Annotated in this window: 25 protein-coding genes and 1 riboswitch; of the genes, 4 read left to right on the top strand and 21 right to left on the bottom strand. The window is 42.4% G+C overall.

Going from position 1 to position 26,817, the window contains the following annotated elements:
* Positions 1 to 16: 16 nt before the first annotated feature.
* The 9 genes from B9Y89_RS16045 to B9Y89_RS16085 all read right to left on the bottom strand — a co-directional run bounded on the left by B9Y89_RS16045 (position 17) and on the right by B9Y89_RS16085 (position 10,105).
* On the bottom strand, positions 17 to 1,528 hold the full coding sequence (locus tag B9Y89_RS16045; protein WP_139822854.1) for an FAD-dependent oxidoreductase: 1,512 nt from the start codon (positions 1,526 to 1,528) through the stop codon (positions 17 to 19).
* Positions 1,529 to 2,228: 700 nt separating this feature from the next.
* Positions 2,229 to 3,065, bottom strand: coding sequence for a MetQ/NlpA family ABC transporter substrate-binding protein (locus B9Y89_RS16050; RefSeq protein WP_085524198.1), 837 nt, complete (start codon positions 3,063 to 3,065; stop codon positions 2,229 to 2,231).
* A gap of 14 nt (positions 3,066 to 3,079) precedes the next feature.
* Complete coding sequence (locus B9Y89_RS16055) at positions 3,080 to 3,748, bottom strand: methionine ABC transporter permease (protein ID WP_085524199.1); 669 nt, start codon at positions 3,746 to 3,748, stop codon at positions 3,080 to 3,082.
* Complete coding sequence (locus tag B9Y89_RS16060; protein ID WP_085524200.1) at positions 3,738 to 4,766, bottom strand: methionine ABC transporter ATP-binding protein; 1,029 nt, start codon at positions 4,764 to 4,766, stop codon at positions 3,738 to 3,740. The genes B9Y89_RS16055 and B9Y89_RS16060 overlap by 11 nt, the downstream gene beginning before the upstream one ends.
* Positions 4,767 to 4,851: 85 nt before the next feature.
* Positions 4,852 to 4,967: riboswitch (SAM riboswitch) on the bottom strand.
* Between the two features lie 138 nt (positions 4,968 to 5,105).
* Positions 5,106 to 5,588, bottom strand: coding sequence for a GNAT family N-acetyltransferase (locus B9Y89_RS16065; protein WP_085524201.1), 483 nt, complete (start codon positions 5,586 to 5,588; stop codon positions 5,106 to 5,108).
* Positions 5,589 to 5,682: 94 nt separating this feature from the next.
* The gene (gene thrB / locus B9Y89_RS16070) at positions 5,683 to 6,600 is read right to left on the bottom strand and encodes a homoserine kinase (protein WP_085524202.1); all 918 of its coding nucleotides are present in this window, start codon (positions 6,598 to 6,600) and stop codon (positions 5,683 to 5,685) included.
* Positions 6,593 to 7,657 carry a threonine synthase gene (gene thrC / locus B9Y89_RS16075; RefSeq protein ID WP_085524203.1) on the bottom strand — a complete coding sequence of 355 codons (1,065 nt, stop codon included), beginning with the start codon at positions 7,655 to 7,657 and terminating at the stop codon, positions 6,593 to 6,595. Before thrC ends, thrB begins: the two co-directional genes overlap by 8 nt.
* A complete protein-coding gene (locus B9Y89_RS16080) occupies positions 7,654 to 8,952 on the bottom strand; it encodes a homoserine dehydrogenase (protein ID WP_085524204.1) in 1,299 nt (432 codons plus the stop codon). Before B9Y89_RS16080 ends, thrC begins: the two co-directional genes overlap by 4 nt.
* A gap of 652 nt (positions 8,953 to 9,604) precedes the next feature.
* The gene (locus B9Y89_RS16085; protein WP_254901272.1) at positions 9,605 to 10,105 is read right to left on the bottom strand and encodes a GNAT family N-acetyltransferase; all 501 of its coding nucleotides are present in this window, start codon (positions 10,103 to 10,105) and stop codon (positions 9,605 to 9,607) included.
* Between the two features lie 600 nt (positions 10,106 to 10,705).
* On the opposite strand from B9Y89_RS16085, the gene putP reads away from it, so the two are divergent.
* The gene (gene putP / locus B9Y89_RS16090; RefSeq protein ID WP_085524206.1) at positions 10,706 to 12,145 is read left to right on the top strand and encodes a sodium/proline symporter PutP; all 1,440 of its coding nucleotides are present in this window, start codon (positions 10,706 to 10,708) and stop codon (positions 12,143 to 12,145) included.
* Between the two features lie 73 nt (positions 12,146 to 12,218).
* Here the strand turns inward: putP and B9Y89_RS16095 are convergent, their stop codons facing one another.
* From B9Y89_RS16095 to B9Y89_RS16115, 5 genes are all read right to left on the bottom strand, one after another.
* Positions 12,219 to 14,138: an ABC transporter permease gene (locus B9Y89_RS16095; RefSeq protein ID WP_085524207.1), complete on the bottom strand. Its 1,920-nt coding sequence runs from the start codon at positions 14,136 to 14,138 to the stop codon at positions 12,219 to 12,221.
* Positions 14,135 to 14,881 carry an ABC transporter ATP-binding protein gene (locus B9Y89_RS16100; protein WP_085524208.1) on the bottom strand — a complete coding sequence of 249 codons (747 nt, stop codon included), beginning with the start codon at positions 14,879 to 14,881 and terminating at the stop codon, positions 14,135 to 14,137. The genes B9Y89_RS16095 and B9Y89_RS16100 overlap by 4 nt, the downstream gene beginning before the upstream one ends.
* A gap of 95 nt (positions 14,882 to 14,976) precedes the next feature.
* Positions 14,977 to 15,966, bottom strand: coding sequence for a sensor histidine kinase (locus tag B9Y89_RS16105; protein ID WP_176222262.1), 990 nt, complete (start codon positions 15,964 to 15,966; stop codon positions 14,977 to 14,979).
* A 1-nt stretch (position 15,967) separates the two neighbouring features.
* Complete coding sequence (locus B9Y89_RS16110) at positions 15,968 to 16,669, bottom strand: response regulator transcription factor (protein WP_085524210.1); 702 nt, start codon at positions 16,667 to 16,669, stop codon at positions 15,968 to 15,970.
* 163 nt (positions 16,670 to 16,832) lie between these two features.
* Positions 16,833 to 17,489, bottom strand: a complete 657-nt coding sequence (locus B9Y89_RS16115) for a C39 family peptidase (RefSeq protein ID WP_085524776.1) — start codon at positions 17,487 to 17,489, stop codon at positions 16,833 to 16,835.
* Positions 17,490 to 17,748: 259 nt separating this feature from the next.
* Between B9Y89_RS16115 and B9Y89_RS16120 the strand changes: the two genes are divergently transcribed.
* Positions 17,749 to 18,531 carry an aldo/keto reductase gene (locus B9Y89_RS16120; RefSeq protein WP_139822855.1) on the top strand — a complete coding sequence of 261 codons (783 nt, stop codon included), beginning with the start codon at positions 17,749 to 17,751 and terminating at the stop codon, positions 18,529 to 18,531.
* A gap of 137 nt (positions 18,532 to 18,668) precedes the next feature.
* Here the strand turns inward: B9Y89_RS16120 and B9Y89_RS16125 are convergent, their stop codons facing one another.
* From B9Y89_RS16125 to B9Y89_RS16130, 3 genes are all read right to left on the bottom strand, one after another.
* Positions 18,669 to 19,106: an EVE domain-containing protein gene (locus B9Y89_RS16125; protein ID WP_085524211.1), complete on the bottom strand. Its 438-nt coding sequence runs from the start codon at positions 19,104 to 19,106 to the stop codon at positions 18,669 to 18,671.
* A 61-nt stretch (positions 19,107 to 19,167) separates the two neighbouring features.
* Positions 19,168 to 19,341: a hypothetical protein gene (locus B9Y89_RS19150; RefSeq protein ID WP_176222263.1), complete on the bottom strand. Its 174-nt coding sequence runs from the start codon at positions 19,339 to 19,341 to the stop codon at positions 19,168 to 19,170.
* A gap of 70 nt (positions 19,342 to 19,411) precedes the next feature.
* Positions 19,412 to 20,218, bottom strand: a complete 807-nt coding sequence (locus tag B9Y89_RS16130) for an alpha/beta hydrolase family protein (RefSeq protein ID WP_085524212.1) — start codon at positions 20,216 to 20,218, stop codon at positions 19,412 to 19,414.
* A gap of 197 nt (positions 20,219 to 20,415) precedes the next feature.
* On the opposite strand from B9Y89_RS16130, the gene B9Y89_RS16135 reads away from it, so the two are divergent.
* Positions 20,416 to 21,030, top strand: a complete 615-nt coding sequence (locus B9Y89_RS16135) for a PH domain-containing protein (protein WP_085524213.1) — start codon at positions 20,416 to 20,418, stop codon at positions 21,028 to 21,030.
* 53 nt (positions 21,031 to 21,083) lie between these two features.
* Here the strand turns inward: B9Y89_RS16135 and B9Y89_RS16140 are convergent, their stop codons facing one another.
* Complete coding sequence (locus tag B9Y89_RS16140) at positions 21,084 to 23,342, bottom strand: YhgE/Pip domain-containing protein (RefSeq protein WP_085524214.1); 2,259 nt, start codon at positions 23,340 to 23,342, stop codon at positions 21,084 to 21,086.
* Between the two features lie 179 nt (positions 23,343 to 23,521).
* Between B9Y89_RS16140 and B9Y89_RS16145 the strand changes: the two genes are divergently transcribed.
* Entirely contained in the window at positions 23,522 to 24,088 is a 567-nt protein-coding gene (locus B9Y89_RS16145; protein ID WP_176222264.1) for a PadR family transcriptional regulator, read from the top strand.
* 161 nt (positions 24,089 to 24,249) lie between these two features.
* Here B9Y89_RS16145 and B9Y89_RS16150 read toward each other — a convergent pair whose 3' ends face one another.
* From B9Y89_RS16150 to csaA, 3 genes are read right to left on the bottom strand one after another with little or no spacing between them, the layout of a single operon-like run.
* Positions 24,250 to 24,891, bottom strand: coding sequence for a winged helix-turn-helix domain-containing protein (locus tag B9Y89_RS16150; protein WP_139822825.1), 642 nt, complete (start codon positions 24,889 to 24,891; stop codon positions 24,250 to 24,252).
* A gap of 52 nt (positions 24,892 to 24,943) precedes the next feature.
* Entirely contained in the window at positions 24,944 to 26,443 is a 1,500-nt protein-coding gene (locus B9Y89_RS16155; protein ID WP_176222265.1) for a class I SAM-dependent methyltransferase, read from the bottom strand.
* Positions 26,444 to 26,482: 39 nt separating this feature from the next.
* Positions 26,483 to 26,812 carry a chaperone CsaA gene (gene csaA / locus B9Y89_RS16160; protein WP_085524218.1) on the bottom strand — a complete coding sequence of 110 codons (330 nt, stop codon included), beginning with the start codon at positions 26,810 to 26,812 and terminating at the stop codon, positions 26,483 to 26,485.
* Between the last annotated feature and the right edge of the window lie 5 nt (positions 26,813 to 26,817).

Below are 26,817 nucleotides of genomic sequence, written 5' to 3' on the forward strand. Positions count from 1 at the left end.
AGTGGGGGGCAGACCCCTATAGTTTGATTTGTTGTAACGGTTGTTCCGCCGGTCCTTCGATCACTTCACCTTTGATTGAGAATCTTGAACCGTGACACGGGCAGTCCCACGTTCGGTCGCCATGGTTCCATTCAACTTCGCAGCCCATATGGGTACACGTTGTATCGACGGTATGTAGTTCGCTGTCATGATCTTTATAGGCGCCGATTCTGCGGCCCTGATGGATGACAACAGCACCGTCATCAACGGATAAGTCATCTAATTTCTTAGCTGCTGGCTCGAACTTCCCTTTAATTAAATGACCGGCGACATCGGCGTTTTGCTTTAAGAATTTCTTGAGACTTGGATCTGCTTGAAAGCGTGATGGCATAAATAAATTTTTGTAGGGTGAGTCATGATCCATGACATAGTCCTTCATAAGCAAGGCTGCAGCTGTTCCACCTGTCATGCCCCACTTCCGATACCCCGTCGCGACAAGCAAATTTGGATGACGACCGGTAATCGGACCGATATATGGGATTTTATCTAGAGTCGTTAAGTCTTGTGCCGACCAGCGGTATTTGAAGTTTTTAATCCCGAGTGTCTCTTCCGCAAAGCTTTCCAGAGCCTCGTAATGTTGGATCATGTCCACACCTTGGCCGGTTTTATGGCTTTCACCCGCTACCAAAACCATAGGTTTGCCATCAATCGTCACCGATCGCAGCGACCGTGTCGGTTGTTCTGCCGTAATATACATGCCATCGGGAAAATCCTTTTCGGCTTCGATGCCAATAATATAGGAGCGATTAGCTGTCAGCCGGGAAAAATAAAAACCTTTGACATCATTAAAGGGAAAATGTGAACAAGAAAGCACATAATCACCTTTGACTTCATGACCCTCTCTCGTAACTACGGTCGGTTGCTGTCCTTTGTCATCTGCATCCACCGCGGTGGTGTATTCATAGATCTGACCACCAGCTTGAGTGATTGCATGAACCAAATGGGCCAAATATTTCAGCGGATGAAACTGGGCTTGTTGCTTCATGACAATCGCTTTTTTCATCTGAACATCAAGCGGCATTTGGCTGACAGTACCCCCATCAATACCGAGTTCGTGATAGGCCTGAGCCTCTTTATGAATTTTGTCAACATAACGATCGGAATTTGTATAGATATACGCATCCTCTTCAGTATAATCACAATCAATATCACGATCCGTCACCGTTTGTTGGATGAAACGGAGGGCATCCATATTCGCCTCATAATATTGCCGTGCTTTGTCTTCACCAAAGTGCTGAATGAATTCGTCATAGATTAATCCGTGCTGGGCAGTGATTTTGGCCGTTGTGTGACCTGTGGTCCCATTTAGTATATTACTGGCTTCTAATAGAACAACCTGATAACCTTCTTTCACAAGTAAATAAGCCGCCGTAATACCAGTTATGCCGCCACCAACGATCACAACATCAGCGTCCTGATCTTCCGTCAGTCGATCGAATGATGGTAATTGAACGGAATCACGCCAATATGGCTCAGGTGATGTTGGCATATGATTTGAGGGTTTTGATTGACTCAAGAGACCATTCCTCCAGTGTGTAGGGTTGAATTTATTTTTAATGTCTCCAATCATACCCCAATCATGTAAATTTCCGTAAATCCGAATAAAATTACCTGTATTCACTCTTGCGGTCAAGCATCGCATCCTTGATCCGACGGTGTTCCCTGTAGCTCTCATAAGAGTTATGAGCCGTTTTTTTGACACGGAACCATTTTCTCATATTCATCATGGATCTTCATTCCTTCCGATTAATACTGAACTATCCAAAGTATAACCGGTGAGAACCTATTTTAAATCAAGCAACGGATCGGTTTTTACTCAGCCTTTGGGATGAAAATGCCTCATCCCTAGGCCATATTGTAAACGGGCATGAAAAAAGAGCACCTTTGAAGGCGCTCCCTCACTTTTCGTTATTTATTGTTCGCTTGTAGTTGAGTTTCGGAACACTTGTTTCTCAGCGCCACTTACTCAAGATGCCTTTACTAGAGTCCTGCGTGAAAAGCAACAGCTGAAGACCCCGCAGGAAGAGGTTTTCTTCCGAGGAGACTGAAGCGTTGCCCGCGGAAAGCGAACGCCTGGAGCGGAAATCAACAGCAACGTTTAACAGAGTCATAACAAAAGATGATGACTCATTGGTTTAAATACACAAACAAAAAGACGGCTCCGACTGACGGAGCCGCCTTTCACATGATTACTTGCTGCTATTGCCGCCGACGGGCACAACAGCGCCTTTATATTCTTCTTTGATAAAGTTTTGTATCTTTTCAGAGTGCAAAACATCAACCAGCGTCTGGATAGCTTGGTTATCTTTGTCTTCCTTTTTAACGACGACAAGATTGACATAAGGTGACTCTGAATCTTCCATAACCACGGCATCTTCCGTCGGATTCAATCCAGCATCCAAGGCATAGTTGGTATTAATGATAACTGCATCGCCTTCACCGTTTTGATAAGTCCGTGATAACATACCCGGATCGATTTTATCAAATGTGATATTCTTCGGATTTTCAACAATATCATCGATGCGAGCTTTAACGGGATCCACATCCGGATCAAGTTTAATTAAACCGCCTTTTTGCAAAAGCATTAGCATCCGTCCTGTATCCGCAACCGAGTTACTCATGATGATTTTGCCGCCCTTCGGAATATCCTCTAAGCTATCATATTTCTGTGAGTAAACACCCATCGGTTCAATATGAATTTTTCCAGCGCTCACAAAGTTATAACCAAATTCCTGTTTTTGCTTTTTCAAATATGGCTGATGTTGAAAATAGTTGGCATCCAATTCGCCTTTACTTAAAAATTTATTAGGTGTTGTATAGTCTTGGAATTGCTTAATTTCAAGATCGATGCCTTTTTCTTTTAAAATCGGCTTAGCTTTTTCTAAAACCTCAGCGTGTGGCGTAGGTGTCGCACCGACAACTAATTTTGTTGGTCCATCACCGTTACCTTCCGAACTGCTTTGACCACACGCCGCTAATCCAACCGTCACAAGAACGGTTATTAATAAAAGTAACAATCTCTTCATTGCTTGACCCTCCACTATCTTTTATCTATTTTTTTCGTTGTAATGTCGCCAATTAATTGAATGACGAAGACGATCACTAGAATACATACCGTTGATATTAATGTCACATCATTGTGGTTCCGTTGATAGCCTTCAAGATAAGCGAGGTTACCTAGACCACCAGCTCCTACCACACCCGCCATCGCTGTATTACCAATGAGTGCAATGGCCGTTACTGTAATCCCTGAAGTCAGGGCAGGCATCGCTTCAGGCAGCAACACCTTACGAACAATTTGCAGCTTGGTTGCGCCCATCGATTGCGCTGCTTCAATCACACCTTTGTCAATTTCCCGTAACCCTATTTCAACAAGCCGGGCATAGAAAGGGGCCGCCGCAATAATTAGAGCAGGTAAAGCTGCCTTGGCACCAAGCATGGTACCGACAAGAAAGACGGTAAACGGAATGAGTAAAATCAGTAAAATAATAAACGGAATGGATCGAAAAATGTTCACAATGGCAGCGATCATTTTATTAATGACCACATTTTCAAACAGATTGCCTTTGCTCGTCACAAATAACAATAATCCCAAAATAATACCTAAAATGAATGTTGCGGCAACGGAAATCACCGTCATAAATAGTGTCTCAAGGGTGGCTTGCCACATTTCCAGCCAATCAACATTTGGAAATAATTCATGTAACATGGCTGACCACCTCCACGTCGACATTCCGCTTGCGGCAATAGTCAATCGCCTCATTAATACCCGCTTCTTGTCCCTCTAGTTGCAAATACAAGGTTCCGTAGGCACTGCCTTGAGCTTGTGACACATTGCCTTGTAAAATATTGATGCTTATATTTGTTTCCCGGAACAACTCATTAATGAACGGTTTGTGTGTATTCTCACCAACAAACGTCAACTTAACAATTTTTCCACCACTAAACTTCTCAGTCAGGAACTGGATGGTCTCTTCTGTGTTTTCTGCCTCAGTCACTTGCTTTACAAAGTCTTTCGTGATCGATTGTTTTGGATTTTTAAAGACATCGATCACATCACCTTGTTCCACAACCTCACCGTCTTCCATTACCGCTACGCGATGACTAATTTTCCGGATGACATGCATCTCGTGAGTAATGATCACAACCGTTAAGCCCAATGTCTTATTGATATCGACCAATAAATCGAGAATCGAATCTGTTGTTTTCGGATCAAGAGCCGATGTCGCTTCATCACAAAGTAACACCTGTGGATCATTAGCAAGGGCCCGCGCAATGCCAACACGTTGTTTTTGCCCCCCGCTTAACTGCGATGGGTACGCATCACCGCGACCTTCAAGACCGACAAGTTCAATCAATTCCTGAGACCGCTTTTGTCGCTTTTTCTTGGATACACCGGCAATCTCTAAGGGGAACTCAATATTTTCCTGAACGGTACGGGACCACAAAAGGTTAAAATGTTGAAAGATCATCCCTATGTCGCGCCGAGCATTTCGTAAATGCTTATTATTCAGTTGTGAGAGCTTTCTGTCAGCAACGGTCACAGTACCTGATGTCGGCTCTTCAAGATTATTTAACAAGCGAATTAATGTACTTTTCCCGGCACCACTATAGCCAATAATCCCGAAGATCTCACCATCGTCTATCGTTAAGCTAACGTCTTTAACAGCGTCAATCGTCCCATGGCTTGTCTGAAACGATTTGTGGAGATTCTCTAGTTGAATCATGATGCACCTCCTATATTTCCTGTAACTAAAAAACCTTCCCACTCAAATGAGCAGAAAGGCTAACCGTTTGAAATCGAAGTCCTTCCTCTCATCTTCCAAAGCAGCACTTGCTTTGCAGGAATTGGCACCGTTTTAAATATAGTTACATTTAAAGGTTGCCGGGTTTCATAGGGCCAGACCCTCCACCACTCTTGATAAGAGATTGATATGAATGAAGTTTTTAAAAGAATGATTGAATTGTAGCATGGTGATAGGACTATGTCAATAAAGAAAACTTGGCTTATCGCCAAGCTTAATGACGAAACCTATTGCACTCAGTAGTCGTTTACTAAAGTTCCATTATTCAGCCTTTTTCAACATGGTCATAAATTCAAGGCCGATTGGGTTGACGAAGTGCATTCCAGCCTGAAAGCCAAGCCGTTCATAAACTTTAATCGCTCTTAAGTTAAAAGTGGCAACGGTCAAACGAAACACTTTGACTTGCGGATACATGTCTTTGGCCTGAATAAGACAATGGTGAATAAATTCACATCCGAACCCTTGACCTGTCATATCGGGTCGCATGCCTAGACCTATATCAATGACATCCATCCGGTTCTCGTAGGCATGACATTCATAACCTCCAGGAACTTGTGCGACACGTCCGAGACAAAAAAAGCCGATCAGCCCCTCTTGCAGATCGAACACAGCATAGTAGTCGTTCTCAAGAAATTCATCGACGGCATCTTCACCAACATTATATAGACTGTATGGATCTTCATAGTGCCATTGTGATATGCGGACCGCGCTGCGCTTGTCCATCGATTGAATCTGAATATTCATCGCTTGTCCTCCTACATCATGACCCTTCTACTATACTACTTATCATGGACGATGTGTACATGAATAAAGTAAAAAATCCTCCACATCAGGAGGATTATAAACTCTTAACAGGATCCAAGGTGGCTCGCGGCTCTACATGGACGCCTGATTGAACGATTTTAAGTTGTTCCAAATGATGATCCGGATACTGTTTTCTTAAATGGGTAACAAATCGTCCGGAAACATTCACCGGACAGAATACGAGCATCGTTGGCCCCGCCCCGCTTAGTGCTGTACCATAGGCGCCGAACGCATTGGCATCAGCCATGACTTGATCCATTTCTGGAATGAGCGCTTTCCGGTAAGGCTGATGCAAGGTGTCCTCATCCATCATCCGTCCTGCGGTTACCCAATCGCCTTGCAAAGCTGCGGCGACAAACAGATTAGCGGCTGAACTGCCTTTCACAGCTGTCGAATGCTTGAGAGTGTCAGGTAACACGCTCCTAGCTGTTTTTGTTTCTAATAGTCGTTCTGGAATGAAGGCCACTAAGTCAACATCCGATGGCGCTATCGGAACAACCGTCGTCTCCCCTTCTAATGGTTGGTGCGCAATCACCAACCCCCCATACAAGGAAGGGGCTACATTATCAGGATGCCCTTCAATATTTGCGGCCATATTCAGCTTCGATTGTCGATCCAAGTTCAGTCCAGCAAAGACATCTGCCACTTCAATACCAGCAACAACAGCTGCGGCGCTGCTTCCTAATCCACGGGCCGGAGGAATGTCGCTTGAGATCGTCAAAGCAAGCGGTGGCAGCGATTGTCCATATAATTTCGCAACATCCGCAGCAACCTGATAAATGAGATTGGTTTTATCAAGAGGAATCCCTTCTAGATTAGATGCGAACTGCCATTGATCCGCAATAACTGCCTCGACCGTTAAAAACCGGTTCACTGCTAATCCAATGGAATCAAAACCAGGGCCAAGATTGGACGTGCTGCCAGGGACTTTAACCACGATTCGCTCAGCCATGCGCGACACTCGCCTTCAACTGAGATTTCAAATAGTCAGCATCTCCTCGAATGATATTGCCCGATTTTTGAAAGCATTCAGAAGCTGTTGTCGGATCCTTGAGGCCATTTCCGGTCATCACAGCAACCACTGTCGATCCTTCCGGCACCTGTCCCGCTGCCACTTGCTGCTTAATGCCAGCCAATCCAGCACAAGAAGCCGGTTCTACAAAGACCCCTTCTCGTCGAGCTAGGGTTTGATACATGTCGATAATGTCATCATCAGACACCCAGCCAATCATCCCCTCCGATTCATCCGTTGCCGCGTTTGCTAGCGTCCAACTGGCCGGATGACCAATCCGTATCGCCGTCGCAATCGTTTCCGGTTCTTGAATCACTTGACCTTTAGCAATTGCTGCAGACCCTTCCGCTTCAAAACCGTACATTTTTGGTAAGGCAGCGCCCGCCGCTGAGTGATACTCTTTAAAACCCTGCCAATAAGCAGAAATATTTCCGGCATTACCTACTGGTATAGATAAAATATCGGGTGCATATCCGAGCTGTTCACACACCTCAAAAGCCGCTGTTTTCTGTCCTTCTATTCGATAGGCATTAACCGAATTGACTAATTCAATCGTATCAGACGTTGCTAAGTCTTTAACAAGCGCTAGCGCGTCATCAAAGTTACCTTCAATCTCAAAGATCTCCGCGCCATACATCATTGCTTGAGACAATTTTCCGAGAGCAACCTTACCCTTAGGAATAACAATAATTGTTCGAATCCCGGCACGTGCCCCATAAGCGGCAGCGGATGCTGAAGTATTGCCTGTCGATGCACAAATAATCGCTTCGTTGCCAGCCTCTTTCGCTTTCGCAACAGCTAACACCATTCCGCGATCCTTAAAAGATCCCGTCGGATTAGCACCTTCGTATTTTCCATATAGCTGAATCCCTAATTGCTCCGATAGATAAGGCAATGGTATCAGTGGTGTATTGCCTTCCATCAGCGACAATGCGGGTGTTTGTTCGGTTAATGGCAATGATTCTGAGTAAGCATTTAAAATCCCTTTCCAACTCATGATGACATCATCCCTTCGACACGATATTGACTTTTGACATCCTGAACGACATTAAGATCCTTGAGGTAGATTTCCATGTCTTCAATCGCTTGTTTACTCGTTTGATGCGTGATAACCGCAACTTCTGCCGATTGATCTTCAAGTGGTTCCTGAATGACTTTTTCTAAGCTAATGTTTTGTTCTTTAAATAAATGGGTCAGTTCCATAAACGAACCGATTTCATCTTGAAGATGAAGCCGGAGGTAAAATTTAGATGCGCCCTCACCAGGATTGAGAATATTTTTTTCTTGCCTGCGTTTCAATGCTAGCTGTGATCCATTCAATCCTGATTTCATATTCTTGATGACTTCGGCTAAATCGGCCATTATACTTGAAGCCGTTGGCCGTTCGCCTGCCCCGGGACCGTAGAACATCGTTTCACCAACCGCATCCCCGTACACGTAAACAGCATTATACTCACCATTGACCGATGCCAGAGAATGATCTTTAGGTAAAAAAGTGGGTTCAACGCCGATTTCAATGCCGTGATCACCGCATTCAACAGTACCAATTTGCTTAATCACGTAACCCATTCTTTCCGCAAAATCAATATCACTTTCATCGATCGATTCTATGTTGGAAATTTGGACATCATCCAAATTCACGTCGACACCACAACCGAGGTGGGCTAAGATCACCATCTTCCTCGCAGCGTCAAGACCCGAGATATCGGCATAAGGGTCAGCTTCGGCAAATCCGAGATCTTGGGCCTCTTTCAACACCTCATCAAATGGGACATGCTCAGCCGCCATTTTTGATAAGATAAAATTAGAGGTTCCATTAAGAATACCGATAATGCGATGAATGGATTCCAAAGATAAACCGTTGGTTAAACTCCGCAGAACAGGAATCCCGCCGCCAACAGCGGCCTCATAATAAAGATTACAGTCATAAGCAGCTGCCGTTTCCTGCAACGATCCGCCGTGGACCGCCATTAAGTCTTTATTTGCAGAAATGACGTGTTTCCGGTTCTGCAAGGCTTTTTGGATCGAACCATAAGTGTCGTCAATCCCGCCCATCACTTCTATTAAAATATCAATCTCGGGATCGTTGACTAATACATCAATATCTGTCGTCAACAACGCGTTATCTACCGCCACTTGCCGTTGTTTTTCACGACTTTTGATTAAAACTTTAGTGACCTTTACCTCACACCCGGCAATGGCGGCTAATTGTGACTGCCGTTCTTCAATGAGATTCCAGACCCCAGTTCCAACTGTACCTAATCCCATTAAACCAACGTTTATGGATTTCATTCTCCCCACCCCTTTATAACGTTCATATATAGTATACATATGTTTTTATATAAGGGACAGTATAACGCAATCACTTTAACTTGACAAGGACATTTTGCAACAATTTTAAATAATCCCCCCACTTTTGACAATCGTTGATTTAACGTGTAAACGGAACAATTGCGGGACAACGTACCCGTCATGGGACAGGTGCGTTCCAAGATGACTGTTTTGCGGGACAGAATTATGAATATACGGGACACTCTTGTGACTTTTCGGGACAAGTGCGGGACAACACACCCGTCATGGGACAGGTGCGTTCCAAGATGACTGTTTTGCGGGACAGAATTATGAATATACGGGACACTCTTGTGACTTTTCGGGACAAGTGCGGGACAACACACCCGTCATGGGACAGGTGCGTTCCAAGATGACTGTTTTGTGGGACAGAATTATGAATATACGGGACACTCTTGTGACTTTTCGGGACAAGTGCGGGACAACGTACCTGTCATGGCACATGTGCATTCCAAGATGACTGTTTTGCGGGACAGAATTATGAATATACGGGACACTCTTGTGACTTTTCGGGACAAGTGCGCGACAACACCCACAGATTCATGAACATCTGCCATTCTAAAAGACCGACAACACATGCTTCAATATAGGATACCTACTTCAACCTTTTTCCCATAATAACAAAAGGTTCCTCATTCGGATAAAAAGGCTCCAGAACCACGTGCCAGCCAAGCCGGTCATAAAGGGTCCGTGCACTCGTATTGTCTGTCCGAGTGGTCAATACAGACGTTCGATGCGGCAAACCGCTCAGTAAATGCTGATGTAAATTCGTGGCGACACCATGACGGCGGTAATTACCATCAACCGCTAACTCTACAAATTCAAAGCAATGATCCAGCCAGTCATCGGCTTGTTTAAGTGTCAAAGCTTCTTTCAGCTTGGTGTTGTAATATTGTCCGGGAAGCGATGTGTAGCCGTAGGCAAAACCTATAACGTTATTATTGATTTCTGACACAGCCACATAACCTCGAAACCCGGCGTACCCAGCATGTTTTTGGAATCTAGCACGAATGTCGTCACTTTCATCTGTTGTAAAAATAGAACAATACAATTCAACAACCGCATCAAGATGATAACCATGAACATCGAGAGGCACAATTTTAATGTTTAAAATATTTTAATCCCCTTTTTGACTATGATTTCAAGCTTCATAGGTAAGATATAACGCAACAGACCAAAATCCCCTTAAAACATGTTTGATACCATTACTTAAATAATAAGACCGCAAATAACACTATCATTATAATGTTTCCCTAAATCTTTAAAAATTCCCTTCCATTGTTTTTATCTATCATGAAGGATTATTTTATATTGAATGCCGCTTCCATAAACATTCACATGTAAAATTGCTGGATCGATGCCTCACAAATAAAGCCCCTCTTCTTATACGAGGGGACACAAATCCACTTAGTATTGCTTGATCGAAGTTTCAACATCATCATTGCCTGATAAAATCTCAGTGGATAATTCAATTATCGGGGTTTTATTTCCACAAAATCGTTTATATTCCATTTTTGTCTGTTATAATGTAAAATTGAAGATTCACTTTAAATACAAATGACGAAGGAGGTAGATGCATGGAAGGCATTACAGGTGCAACTTGGTTTTGGTTCCTCGTTCCTATGGGACTAACCGTGTTCTTATCATTCGTTAGTGTTATGAAGCATAAAGAAAAAGAATAAGGGGGAATCAAGACGTGAATGCCGCAACATTGACAACATTTATTATTTATCTCATCGGAATGTTAGCCATCGGCGTGATGGCCTATCGTTTAACGAACAATCTATCGGACTATGTATTAGGTGGAAGAAAACTCAATCCGGCTGTTGCAGCGCTTAGTGCAGGAGCTTCTGACATGAGCAGCTGGTTATTACTCGCCCTTCCTGGAGCCATCTATAGTAACGGAATGGGCGGTATGTGGATCGCTGTCGGTCTTTGCGTCGGTGCCTATCTGAACTGGCAATTTGTTGCCAAACGATTGCGAACCTATACGAAGACCGCCAACGACTCAATTACAGTACCCGACTACTTTGAAAATCGTTTCCGCGACGCGTCCAAATCATTGCGCGTGATATCAGCCATCGTCATATTATTCTTTTTTACCATATATGGTGCTTCAGGCCTTGTTGGTGGAGCGAAATTATTTAGCAGTTCATTCGGACTGGGTTATCATCAAGCTTTATGGATTGGTGCCATTGTCATCATATCCTACACATTCTTAGGCGGTTTTCTAGCCGTCAGTTGGACGGATTTTATCCAAGGTATTTTGATGCTTTTAACTTTAATCATTGTCCCGATTGTCGTCATATCAAATATCGGTGGTTGGGACAACGCTGTTCGCGAAATCAATACAATCAATCCAGAGCTCTTAAATGCCTTTACAGGAACGGCTGTTATTGCCATCATTTCCAATCTTGCTTGGGGATTGGGTTACTTTGGACAACCGCATATTATTGTTCGATTTATGGCTCTACGGTCACCTAAAGATGTCCCGAAAGCTCGATTAATCGGTATGACCTGGATGGTGCTCGGGCTAATTGGCGCTGTTTTCACCGGACTCATTGGTTTGGCCAAATTTGCCGGTTCGCCTCTCGATGCACCGGAAACCGTTTTTATCGTTTTAATTCAGACGTTATTTAATCCGTGGGTCGCTGGCATCCTATTAGCTGCTATCTTGGCAGCGATTATGAGCACGATTGACTCACAACTGCTCGTCTCTTCAAGCGCATTGGCTGAAGACTTTTACAAAGCGATCTTTCGGAGACAGGCAAGTGATAAGGAATTGGTCTGGATTGGCCGCTTCGGTGTCCTGATTATCGCTGTTATTGCCGTTATTATTGCTTGGGACAAAAACAGTAAGGTCATTGACCTCGTCAGTTATGCTTGGGGCGGTTTCGGTTCCGCTTTTGGTCCAGTCGTCCTCCTGAGCTTATTCTGGAAACGCATGACCCGTAACGGAGCACTAGCCGGGATGGTTGTCGGAGCGATAACGGCTGTTGTTTGGAAAACAGTGATACCTTCCGATCTATACGAACTGGTACCAGGGTTCATTTTAGCGGTTCTTGCCATTTGGATTGTGAGCCTACTAGACAAGGAACCCTCGAAGGAAATCCAGGATGAATTTAAGTCAATTTAGGTACCTGTTACCCTGCAATTGTGGATAACTATATTAAGGGACAGTCCCCCTCACTTCTGGGACTGTCCCTTTTCTATTGAATAATAGCTTGTTTCAATTGACTTAAATACAACAGTCGTATAAATAAAAAATAAACCACTTGAACTAGAATAAACGCGCCTAAGACCCATATAGTTGGCCAAGTTACGGAAAGATTAAATAGACTTTGTAACGCATTAAAAGCAAATACACTGTGAATAACAGCGACAACAATCGGAACAAAGAACAACAACGCGATTTGCGTCGTGACAATCCGATTCAACTCTTTTTCTGTCAAACCAATCCTCGAAAGTGCCCTGTATTGTTGTTTATCGCTTTCTAAGTCCATTAACAGCCGGAAATATAGGAAACTGCCTGCTGCGATGAAAAAGACCGCTCCCACTAAAATTCCGATAAACAACATCACGCTATATATTTGCACCGTCTCAGCATACTTTTGACCGCTTACTGAGAATTTATAAGTGTTTTGGCCTGTATAAACCGAATTATCTTTATCAAGTTCGCTAGCGATACCCTCGGTTGTCTTCCAATCATCCACTTCATAGCCAATGTAGGTCGCGCCAGCGTAGTGACTTGGATGATCGGAGTCCTTCACTGAAAGGGATTGAAACACCTGATCGGGAATCACAATAACATTTGAACCAACAGCAAACTTATAAAAAATTTGGTTCGCAGCACCCGTGATGGTTAATTGTTGATCACTTGGCTGTAACGTCACGGTTTGATGATCCCGTTTGACCAGTCCTTCTTGTTGTTCAAGTGACACCGGAATAAATTTGGCTTCGTGATCACCCAGAGTAAGCTTTGAATAACCCAACGTTTTCGCAAAACGATTATAGTCTTGCTCGGATACAAGTGTCACGTTGTGATGTGTTTGTGCACTTCTCTGTGTCTTCACGGTCAAGCTAACCTTCTTATAGGATAAATCTTTAGCCTGTATATCTTGTTCTATGACATTAAGATGTTGCTTCATCGAGTCATCGCCATCAAGTGAAACATAACTGACACCAAACGGGTATTCAACAGCCATCTTGTCATCCAATTTCGTCATTGATGCAATTGAACCAACCGCACAGAATGCGACCGTGGTGACAATCGTTACAAAGAAAAACATCCGTGCGTTGTCCTTCATTTTATAAGTCAAATGACTTAAGGTAATCATGTGGGTTTTCTCCATATAAAAGGATCGCTTCCGTTTGAGCATACGAATCACAAATACGCTTAGCTGTGAGAACAAAAAATAGGTCGCGATAATCGTTAATGGAACAACCGTCATAATCCTGTTTTCCAACATGTAACTGCCTTTGGTTGTTACAGACAGATAATATGCGATGATAAGGGCAACAACCGTTAAGATCGAGACAATCAAGGAGGCTCTCGGTTCTTTCTTTGGCTTTGTACTACCTTGCAGTAGATTAATAACTTTGCGTTTGCGAATCAATAGTGGCGTCAGTAATGAAATCACCAAAAATAAACCAATAAACGCACCCAATGTTAAAACAAGCGGTTGCCAAGAAAGATAAAATGGCAGGTTAATCCCCATGACATTAGCACCGATCATTAAGAACAATTTAGCAAAGACTAAACCAACGCCAATTCCAACAACAACCGCCGTTAAACCAATCAACATATTTTCAAAAAACACGAGACGATTCAGTTGTCCGCGCGTCATTCCATGCATCATCAACACACCGAATTCATGATGCCTTGTTTTCAAAAAGATGCCTACCGAGTAAAGGATAAATAAGAACGAAAAGACATAAATGATATATTCAGCGGCCGTCATCCCTTTTAGTGCCACAGGTCTGATCGTTCCTTCACCTATGCCTGGATGAAAAATGAACAGCGCGTAGACAAAAAATACCATAACAGAGAGGGCACTACTTAGAAAGTATGCAGCATACGTGCGTTTATTTCGGAGTACATTATTGATCGCGAAGCGCCGAAAGGTCATGGATGGATCTCCCCTCCTAAGAGCAACAACATGTCCAAAATCCGTTGGTGATACGTCTTCCGATTACCGCCGCGTTCAATTTCGTTATACAATGCCCCGTCCTTAATGAAAATGACTCTGTCACAATAGCTTGCAACCTGAGGATCATGCGTGACCATCATAATGGTTGCATCATCATTCTTATTAATAGACGTTAAATTTTCCATAACTTCCTTGGAAGATTTTGAGTCCAAATTCCCCGTTGGTTCGTCAGCCAGAAGCAGCTTAGGTGAATGAATCATTGCCCGGGCAATAGCTGTCCGCTGTGCTTGTCCACCGGAAATCTCATAAGTTCGTTTATCTAAAATCGCCTCAATGCCCAGCCGTTGAGCCATGTGAGTGACCTTATCATTCATCTCGTTCACATCCACACCTTCAAGCGTTAAAGGTAAAACAATATTCTCTTTAACAGTCAATGTATCGAGTAAATTAAAATCTTGAAACACGAAACCCAGCTCACGTCGCCGAAATTTGGCCAAATCATTCTTTTTTAAACGATAAGGGTGCTCCTCATCAATCAGAACTTCCCCTGATGACGGCCGGTCGATCGTTGCGATCATATTAAGCAGCGTCGTTTTCCCGCTTCCAGATGGTCCCATAACCCCGACAAACTCACCTGCTTCGATATAAAAGCTGACATGATCCAACGCCTGATTGGAAACTTGACCTTGATATACTTTCGTTAGCTGATGAACGTTCAACATTCGTTTGTCCTCCTTCATCTTTCAATAATCAGTTTACAAGGTAAGAAACTCGCGAACGATCGAATCAGCTTTCATGACCTTACACGTTTGTAAGGTTATAATGACGCATGATGCATCAAAATCGTAACCGTCGTCCCTTGGTCAACTTCCGAAGTGAGCTTCACTTCATGATTGAGCCGGTCACAAATTTCTTCAACCATATAAAGGCCCATACCTGTCGATGCTTGGTGCCTCCGTCCATTCTCACCCGTGTAAAAGGATCGAAATACCCTTTGCTGATCTTCTTTCGGAATACCAATGCCTTCATCAATGACTTCTAAAGCAACATTATGGCTATCACTTTGATAACCTCTTATAGTCACCTTTGTCCCTGATCCTGATGCGTACTTTACCGCATTTGTGACCAGTTGATTAAGGACAAACGGCAGCCACTTTGCGTCAGAAGCAGCCGTCAAATGCTCAGAAATTTGGATGTCAGGATAGACACGATGACGAATAAAATAGCGTTTATTGTCCGTCACAACATTCTGCGCAACAGCTCTTAGATTGACTTTCTCAGCACGAAAATCTTGCCGAAAGTCCTCAAGTCTTGCCACATATAGCGCCATATCCAATCCTTTTGACAGTCGGTCAATTTCTGCCTGAATGTCACGGCTCCGGTCATCATCTCCCTCCTGTATAATCAGTTCAATCACAGACAAAGGCGTCTTCATTTGATGAATCCATTGATTAACAAATTGATAATAATCGCGCTGTCGATTGGTTAACTGTTCAAATTGATTTTGATAATATTGATACTGTCGCTGTAATAATTCTTTAACAGCCTGACTAAGGGCACCGCTTGTTTCAACGTTAATCGTCTCTTCCAAGTTAGAATCATTCGCCTCAATCCGGTGATAAAATGCCCGGTTTTTTATATACCTAACACCGATAAACACCGCTAATAAAAATAGACCTAACCCTGTTGCGTACAAGGCTAGTAAAGGTTGTTGATGGCCGCCGAGCCAATAAACAAGAAATAAGAGAAACAGTTGAACAATATTCAAAATCACAAGAGAAACATGCTCTTTGATAAAAAGGACCATCTTAGCGGGCTCCTTTCCAATCTGTCGGCAGCCGGTAACCCTCACCTCTAACGGTTTCAATACCATTCTCAATGCCTAGGTCTTTCAATTTTTTTCGCACGCGTGTCACGTTAACATTCAATGTGTTTTCATCAACAAAACTTTCATCATCCCACAGTTTTTCTAATAAAGAATCACGATTAACCACCTTAGGATACTGCTTCATCAACGCTTCCAGAAGAACGGCCTCTTTTTTAGATAAGCTAACTTCACGACCTTCATAAGTAGCTTCCATCCGCTCAGGATAAAGCGTTAATCCGGATTGTTCATGAATTCGCTCACCGCCCGCTTGCGCATATTCACCATAGGCCCGCCGTAGCTGACTACGAATTTTCGCCATAACAACATCATAGTTAAAAGGTTTCGTGATGTAGTCATCCGCGCCGTGTTCAAGAGCCATCACCTGATCCATTTGCTCAGATCGGGCGGATATAAATAGAATCGGACACACGGATGTCTTCCGAATTTGCCGGCACCAATAATAGCCATCGAACTTTGGTAAGTTGACATCCAGTAGTACGAGCTGTGGTTCGATCCGTTCAAAAATAGCCATTACATCATTAAAGTTATCTGCTACTTCAGCCTGATAACCATATTTCTCAAGATATCCTTCTAACAGTTCTGCCAATTTAGCATCATCTTCAACAATGAGGATGGCCGTCACATGAAACACTCCTCTAAATTTTTCAATTCCTTTTATAGTAATAACGAATTGATGATATCGGTTTGTTCAAAGTTAACTTTTCTGATTAAAAAGAGAAATAAAACATAAAAAAAGCCAGAGACACGTCCGGCTGTTTAAGTCCCCCTTTTTAATATAGCTTCTGTCATTGGTTAATAACAATCGCTTGTCTCCCCATTTGAATCCATGCCTTCTCAAAGTTGGATCGGTCCACTCTTTGATTCTTCTTCCCATAAGGATTATTGATCCATACATACTGATCACTATAGCCCGTCATTACAACACTGTGTACGCTGAATGTGATTTTGACTTTTCCTTGAGGGGTCTGCCACGTTTGCATATTATTAACAGGTGCAAATTGTGTGGTTGTAATCACCCAAACAGGTATACCTTGATCAATTTTTTGATAGACTTGGGATATGTTACTGCCTGTTAAGTCTTCCACCCGATCATCCGCATACCGTCTTGCTAGTTGTACAAGCGGTCCATGATAGACCGATAATCCCGGCCCCTCCGCCATATCGCCGACAAATCCTTCATTAGGATTCCCCTTTAGCCCATTTTCATAAGTTAACGGCACCTTAGGTATTTTTTGATTCAATTCATTTTTGGTTACATGAATACCTGCGTCCTGTAAAATCATGGCCAAACTTGAGACTTCACACCCATTGTATAGACGCGGTTCTGCCATCTGGTTGATAAGCGGAACATTAAGGGGGTCAGCTTCCGGTGTCTTTTCGGGTTGATCAACTAAAATTTTATATAATTGAATCACAAAGAGACCTACAATAACAACGATCATGATCTTAAATACAGCTTTAAACAATGAATTCCCCTCCTAGCAATCCCTTTTCATTATCAGCATAGAAGAATCCCTTTTTATAAACTATTGAAAATCATTTCAACAACTTACATTGTTGTAAGATCAGTGATGGCCCGACACCAAAAAGCAAATCAATTGCAATTTTAGGAAAGCGTGTGCAATCATAAAAATACACTCTTACACTGGAGGCGATCATTTGTCTAGTATACCGACAACAACACTACATAATGGGGTCAAGATGCCGCAATTTGGCCTTGGTGTCTGGAAGATGAGCAATGATGACGAGGTGACCACCGCTGTCAAAGCAGCGCTGGATGCTGGTTATACGGCGATCGACACGGCCGCTATCTACAAAAATGAAGAAGGGGCCGGCCAAGCCATCAAAGACAGTGGAGTCCGCAGAGAGGACATTTTTCTAACATCTAAGGTTTGGAATGATGACCAAGGCTATGAATCAACCTTAAAAGCTTATGAGGCCAGCCTTGAACGTCTAGGTGTCAACTACTTAGATCTCTACCTTATCCATTGGCCGGGCGTTAACAAGTACAAGGATACTTGGCGGGCCTTGGAAAAACTGTACAATGACGGCCGCGTTCGCGCCATTGGTGTCAGCAACTTTCACATTCACCACCTAGAAGAATTGAAGAAAGATGCCACCATCAAACCAATGGTCAACCAAGTCGAGTTCCACCCATTACTTGTCCAAGAGGACCTGCGTGCTTATTGCCGAAAGCAAGACATCCAAATGGAAGCGTGGAGCCCGCTTGCTCAGGGTCAACTGTTAGACAATCCTACACTTAAGGAAATTGGCGACAAATACGGCAAATCACCGGCACAAGTCATCATTCGCTGGGATCTTCAACACGGTGTCGTCACGATTCCGAAGTCATCAACACCTAAGCGGATTGCCCAGAACAAAGATGTGTTTGACTTTGAATTGACAGAAGAAGAAATCAAAGCCATTGATAGCCTGAACAAAAATGAGCGCATGGGTTCCGACCCTGATGATTTTAAGTTCTAATGATAGGCATAAAAAAAAAGAGGCCTCCCCAAGCATGTACTTACTTGGGGGAGGCCTCTTTTCACCTTTATGACTATCCTTTTGTTCCTTAGATCCGAGTGATGCTCCTAGCGTTTTACTTTTTACCCTTTATTCTGTTACTCAGTACATTCAAGCAACATTGCCGAAGTCTCATCACCTTTTTCATACAACCGATGCTTGATCCAGTGAGCAAAGTCTTCGGTAACCGCAAACAGTGTCCCCCGGTTTCTCATCCGCCCAGCCTCAGTTGTTTGATAGACTTGTGTATGTTTAAATTCATAGTAAGGAATGTCATGATTGAATTCACGGATACCTCTGACAATAATGCCTTCATCATTGAATGCCTCCTCCACTTCCGCTAATCCAACAATCCCCCGCTGCACAGACCCACTCCGGTAGCATAAAATTTTGTCACCTTCATGGACGGATTTAAAATTGCGCGGCATTTTCCGCAACGACCAAAATTGTTTCTCTTGAGTTTCCAAGATATGATGCCAACGAAAAGTAGCGGCTTGGTCAGAAGCAACCATGAACCATATTTTTTGATCGATCATGTTAACAACCTCATCTACAATATTGATTGAAATATTTTTTAATTATGAAAGCTGTAGCTACTCAGTCTCTGTCGTCTCCACCGCTATCCATGTCTCTACCATTCCCGTCATCATCACCACCCAAAAAGCCGCCATGATGACCTCCACCGGCATAATGATTCCTACCACCGCGATTGAGACCTACCAAAAGAATAATGACTATGGCAATCGCAATAAAAATCCCAAAAGCCTCCATACAATCACCTCACAGAAATCGAAACCACTTTGGTCGATGTTCCGCTTGCACTAATTAATCCGTTTTCAACCTAAAAAAGCAGCACCCGAACTTCTTTAGCAATCACCTGCCATGCTTCCGAATTAGGATCTATCAACTTAAAATGTTCAACTGTCGGAAGCTCAATCATCTTAACCTCATCATCAAGTTCCTCTGCTTCCCGATGATAGCTCGAACTAATCCCCACTGGAACATTGATATCAAGCGCGCCATGGATAAGGACTTGTTTCACATCACCAAGCGGTAGTAATTCCGATGGTGACGCTGCGGCATATCGCTCAGCTACATCATCTGGAGATCCGCCCATCAAGTTAGCGACAGGATCTGTTCCTGCTTGAGGGTTCCTCGCATCACGAATACGATGCACCTCATGCATCATGCGCAAATCGTTAACTCCAGCAAGACTGATCGCTGCTTTTAAGCGAACGGGGTGATCAGCTACGTTCACTTCACTTGCTGCGGGCAAACGGTGACGCCCAGCCGTCCATAAGGCCAAATGTCCGCCTGCCGAATGGCCGATTGTAATGACTCGATTAAGGTCAAGATCATAGGTCTCTTGTAAAGTATGTAAATAATCGACTGCCTCACTCGCATCAGTGAATGTCCCTGGCCAACTGCCGCCTTCATGGCCAACGCGCCGATATTCAATTGTCCATGTCGCGATGCCACGATTTGTCAAATCATTGGCGACACCCGTCATATTATCTAAGCTGATTTCGGCTTTCCAAAAACCACCGTGAATAACAACAGCCACTGGGTGCGGACCTTCTCCCACAGGCAAGCGCAAATCGCCAAATTGGTGTTCATTTCCTCCATAATAAATGCGTTTTTTCTCCATGCCAATCCCTCCAAAGAACCGGTAATTTTATACTGTTCGTAATTAAACCTTATCACAATCACAATAACGAAACACTATACAAAAACCTCCACACTCCCAATGGAATAATGGAAGGACAAGGAGAGTGCCCGCCCTAAAAACTGATTATGTTACAATAATATAGGACAATCAGAAAATGAGATGAAGGGGTTGGTCACATGTTTGGGAAAGTTGCATCTGACGTTCTCGGGTTAAGTGACGTTGGGAGCGTCATCAAACCGGAAGATTACGATAAAGTTGACGCTGACGATTATGTGATGCACGAAGATGGCGAGAAAATCTATTTTTTAATCAAATCAAAATCAGATGAATACTGTTTCACTAATAGAGCGCTGATTCACGTGGATGGCACGAGTGCCACTAGCAAGAAACGTGTGCTACACCGCTATGACTATCAAATCAACCATTTTTCACAAATCGCTTTGGAAACGGCCGGAACCGTCGACCTTGATGTCGAAGTGACGTTCAAAGTTGGCGAAGTTGTCCTATCCATTGATGTGCACAAAAAGTATTTAGAAGAATTAAAAGATCTATATAAAGCTTTACTCAAAATCGAAGAAATCACAAGAGATAACAGCACCTATCTAGACTATGCTAGACAAAGTCTTGAGTTAGCATCAGCAACGTTAAGCTACAACCGCAGCACAGAGAGTAAGTTGGCGGATGAATTCCAAACTATCAATGAACACGCTTTTAGCTGGTTGTCTGAAGCTAAAGACAAATACAACCTTAAAGATTTTGGCGACGTATTTGAGCGATATATTAATAACTAGCAGGGTATACAAAAAACCACTAGCATTGTAATGCTAGTGGTTTTTTATAATGATCATGACGTTGTCGCTGTGTCTGCCTCTATACTAGGATCAGCGGGTTTATGCTCTTTTTTATACCGGAACACATAAAAGCAGAGTGATAGCAACATTCCAATGATCAAGAAAGCAATCAAAGCGTACATACTGTTCACTAAAACAGAATTATTTTTTGCTGAGATGATTGATTTAAAGCCAAGAATGGCATAACTCATCGGTATCCAAGGATTCAACTTTTGGAAAAAGGTTGGCAACATTTCTAAGGGAAAGGACCCCGCAGACGCCGTCAACTGCAAAATGAGCAATGCCATCGATACAAATCTACCAATCGACCCAAGGGCAGTATTGATGAATAATAAAATCGCAGCAAATGACCAACAGGTTAAAATCGTAAACAAAATAAAATGAATGATACTGTCTACGTGTATCCCCATAAGCAACATTAATCCATCTAAAATCACCGCTTGTAAAGCACCGACAATGAATAAAACCCCCATTTTGCCAAAAAACCAGCTAAATGAAGATCGCGCATATAAAAAGGTCGATAACGGAAATACAGAACAGAATAAAAACATCCCTACATACAAGCCTAAAGCTAGGAAATAAGGTGCGAAAGCCGGACCGTATTCAGAAACATGATGAATCGGTTCTTCGTCCAACTTCACAGGGTCGGACATTGCATTGGAAGAACGATCGACATGAATATCTTGATCATTGACCTTTTCATTCATCTTGTTTAAACCGGATGACAAATCATTTGACCCTTGATCAAGATTATCTAAGCCATTTGATAGCTTTGAAGAGCCATGATTAAGCTGTTGGGCTCCGTTTAATAGTTTTGAAGATGATTGAGAAAGGTCCGTTGTACCATTCGTTAATTGAGCCAACCCACTCGAAAGCGCCTTGCTTCCATCAACTAATTGGTCTGCTCCCTTTTCCGAAGAATGAATACCGTCATTTAAATCTTTCGCCCCAGTTGCTAGTTGCTTTTGGCGATCAGAAAATGTTTCAGCATTTTTAAGCAATTGTTTCTGACCCGCTTTCAATTTTCCGAGTCCTTTTACAAGGGATTGATCTCCGGACGTGAGAGATTGAACTTCTTGTTTGATGGCCTTCGATGATGATGCCACCTCATTCTCTGACATATCAGCCTGATGGGCTGTCTGATTAACCTGAGATTGGAAATTCTCAAATTGAGAAAGCATTTGTTGTTTTTCTTTTTTAGACAAGGACTCATTATTTTTAATCATGTCTTTCATCTTTTGAACGTGCTTTGACATTTTTGAACGAATTTGATTAAAACCTTCATCCGCTTCCTTCACACTAGTAGTTAAGTGATCTACTTTCGATTTTAATTGACTGGCATGAGTTTGTTCATTTTTGTTTTCCTGAACAACCTGATGATTGACATTCCCTGTCATGTTCAATAATTGCTGAATACCATCCTTTAATTCAATCGATTTTTCACTCGATAATTGCGTACGATCTGCAAGGTGTTGGCTTCCCTTTTCTAATTCTCCAAGTCCCTGACTAAGATCTTGGGTTCCAGCTGTCAGCTTAGACGCACTCGTCTCGGCTGACTGAATGTTTGAGGACAGTTGATTCATTCCTTGATTGAATTGCAGTGTCCCTTGTGCGAGTTGAGAGATATTCTTGTGCAAACGTTCTGTCCCCTGTTCAGCACTACTCACTCCCTGATTTAATTGCTGTCCTCCATCAGCTAGCTCTGATACGCCATTCCCGATCTGTTTTTGCGCCTTTAATAAAGCTTTTGTATAGGAATGTGTTATATTATTAGCCACTCGTTCTTTCACTTGCTTCATCGCAGAAGTGCTAATCGTAGCCGCCGTATAGTTGAATCCTTCATTCGGAACAATCTTTAACTTAGCTTTCTTTGTATGATCTTTTAAAGCGCTCATCGCATTTTTAGAAAAATGCTCAGGAATACGTACGATCATATAGTAATCATGATCTTTTAACCCTTTTTCAGCTTGGTCTTCACTAATAACGGACACATTTAAGTCATCGTTATCTTGTAATTGACCACTTAAATCATTACCGATCGTAATGGACTTGTCATCCATCGTTGTTCCCGTATCCTGGTTAACAACGCCTATAGGAAGTTCATCAGTTTTGCTATATGGGTCCCAATAGGACCACACAAATAAACCAGCATATATGCAAGGTATGAGCAAGATGATACATGTAGCGATCAATAGTAACTTACGCTTGAACATTAACCGCAGTTCTTTCCTCAATGAGGTCAAGGCGCCCATTCAAATAATCCTCCTCGAGCTATTCATTTATTTATGAAACTAATCACATATGATATTACATATAATAAAAAAAATCAACGAAAAAATATGTTATAAATGACATATGGTAAACGAGGAGATTATATCGGAAAATCATGATATGATAGACTTATATTATGACTATTGAAAGGACGATTCTTATGAACACACTTTCATACGGCATACTCGGTATGATTCAGACAGGACCATGCAGTGGTTATGATATTATGAATAATTTAAAGCCTTTTCGGGAGGTCAAGCATAGTCAAATTTACCGATTACTTTCTGAGCTCGAAAATGAAGCGTACGTGACCTCAAAACTCGTTGAACAATCAGGCAGACCCAATAAAAAAATCTATGACATAACAGAAAAAGGCAAGAAGGAAATTGAAGAATGGTTTTTTAAGCCGAATACACCCGCCACACTTCGTGATGAATTTGTATTAAAAGCGTATCTTATCGGATTAAAAAATTCAGAGGAAGCCAAGGAACTGTTTAGGAAAAGAATTGAACATTTAAGAAATAAGGAAAGGATATGTAAAGAGCGCTTGGAGGTCCTACAAGAGTCTTGTGAAGGTGTTCTCACAGACTTTCAATCGCTGGCATTTGGAAGGTACATACTGCTTCGGCAAGTGCTTCATCAAACTTATGGCGACATTCGCTGGTGTGAGTGGGTCATCGACCTATTAGAAAAGGACAATATCAACTTCCTTAACTATCCTTTCTAATCTTTCATAGGGGGTATTTGTGACAGATGGCGAAGACGATGAATGAACCTCTCCCTATGAAGTTTAGAGAGAGGGGAAGAAGGGGGAGGAGCCCCTCTATTACATTTTCATCTTATAAATAGACGGGCTGTCTGCATAGGGACAAATCGGTGACATTCCACTTATGAGTCCTTAATATATATGTAACCGCCCTCTTTTCGACCAATAATAAGACTGGATGCGGATCCTAATTTTTCTCTTAGACGCTTGACCAACCTTCTAACACTGCTAATTTCTATCTGCCCATCCCATATTTCTTGAGCGATGTCATCCTTGCTCAACACTATTCCCTCATGTTTTATGAACATATTGAGCAGTTGACTTTCGAGGGTGGTTAGTTGATTGTTCATGTCTTCGGTTCCTACCCACAGCTGCTTCATATTAAAAAAAACATCCAATCCGAGATAAATCAATTCCGGGTCATCACTTTCAGCTGGCATAAGAACCGAGAATAAGTCATTTTCACGTCTAACATTAGATTGGACCTTAAGCAGTGGGTCAACCAATATATCTTTTATACCCATCTTTTTTGCCTTGCTCTTATCCTCATTAGAAGGCGTTGTCTTAATCATAAGATAGACGGAAGAATATCCACGATCGACTATTGCTTGGCATAACTGCCAGTCATATTTTGTTGGTATGTCAGTCCCTAAAATAAAATCATCATATTCATAAAACCTGTTGTAGGCTTGATGCAAACAGGTTTTTGATAAAAGATCAACACTGGCAAATTGGGCAAAGAATCTTAAGGCAACTTCCTTCATATATCCATCGTCCGTACAGAAAAGTATGTTTATCGTATTAGCTTCCCCATTCCTACACAACCCCCTTTATATAATAAGATGGAAGCTGAATGGTACGCTCGTTCAGCGAATACCGGGCACAGATTTTTTCACCTTTCTCTAATAAACGTTGAATCAGTTCATTACGAGCCTTCATAGGCATGAATTCTAACTCCTGTTGAAAAAAGCCGACACCATGAATCATAAACTGGACAACCGTTTGTGGATCAGGGAATACCCACGAGAGATTAACTGTTTGATGACTTATATGCTTCAGACCATACTCTCTAAATAATTGTGTTAAGTCTTCGATCCGATGAAGATATATCTGCAGCTTCGATTGAGACGTTTTTTGTTCAGATAACAAAAAAATGTCCTCAAACCATTCCCGAAAGAAAGGTTGGTTAAGATCAAATTCTAAAGGCCCAGCCAGCCCAACAAATCCTTCCGGACGTGCCACTCTAATCATCTCTTTTAAGGCTTGATCATTATCTGTAAAGTGGAAGAATCCCGCTCCAAGTACACCGTCAAACTCTTGATCATTAAATGGAATTCTCTCTGCAGAAGCCGCTTCAAAGGTCACATTCTTATGATCGAGCTGATTGAGTTTATCTTCTGCCCGACTGAGCATTCCCGCTGAAGGATCAGTGGCCGTGAGCCATCCATTTTTCCCGACCTTTTCAGCAAGCTTAGCATCAAAGGTGAGCGAACCGGAACCACAACCCAATTCTAGGATATCCATACCTTCTGAGATATCTATATAATCTAGAAACTCTTTTCTGAATTGAATGTCATTCGGAAACATGACATTGGATATATGTTCCCAATCACTGAGTTGATCAAATTGAGAAATATAAGTCATTTTCATGCGGTGATCAATATACTTTGAATCAACGAGCATTCGATATTCCGTATTCATTCTATTGCGACCTTTTTGCGTTAACTGTACGCAGCGTTTTTCTTCTACTTCTATGATTTCCAGAAACCCTAAGGCCAGCTCGATAAACAATTCTTTTTCTAACGAATGGGATACCCAAGATCGGTGGTTTTTCCCTGCAATAAAATCTTTTTCTGTCATCGTTCCATAATAGGAAATAGCTTGATGGTTTTCAAAACCGACGATGACAAGATAACACCATATTAAATCTGCTAATCCATACTTTTTAACAAATGATTTCACATCATTCATGGCCATCTCAGCAATTTCATGATGAATGGCGAGACGCCCTTCCATATCATAAGAAACATAAATAGCCGTCCCAATAAAAAAATCAAAAATACAAGAATAGACAATATCATCAAAGATAGGGACCGTTCCAAAAAGCCGGAATCGATCATCTGTCTCCGAATCATTCAAATGCCAGTTGTAATAAAGGTCTAAAATCCCTTTCGTTTCCAGATCGAATGTGTGAATGATTTCGTCTGGAAAATCATTTTCTATCGCTCCATTAATATGAGGATTGATCATGAGTTTTGCTTCACCAAGTTTATGCAGGCTGACTTTCATATACTCAATGTCATCCAAACGATTCATTATAACCCCTCCTAAAGCCTCCATGATTCAAGTCTATTTTTAACTTATTGGCGTGCCATTCGGGACTTGGGCATCTGGTTGTAATAGAACGACATCTGCTTCATCAGGGGTGCCTCCAAGGACAAGCACCTCTGATTTAAAACCCGCGATCCGACGCGATGGAAAATTGACGATTGCGATCACTTGTCGCCCCTCTAGTTGTTCAGGCGTATACCGCTTCGTGATTTGAGCGCTGGATGATTTCTCGCCGAGGTCCCCAAAATCTATTTGCAATTTGATGGCCGGTTGACGGGCTTCCAGAAATGGTTCAGCCTTTACAATTGTACCCACGCGCATATCTAGTTTTGAAAAATCATCTATGGTCGCCATTTTAT

It is taken from the genome of Tuberibacillus sp. Marseille-P3662 (genome assembly GCF_900178005.1).
Lineage (GTDB): Bacteria > Bacillota > Bacilli > Bacillales > Sporolactobacillaceae > Marseille-P3662.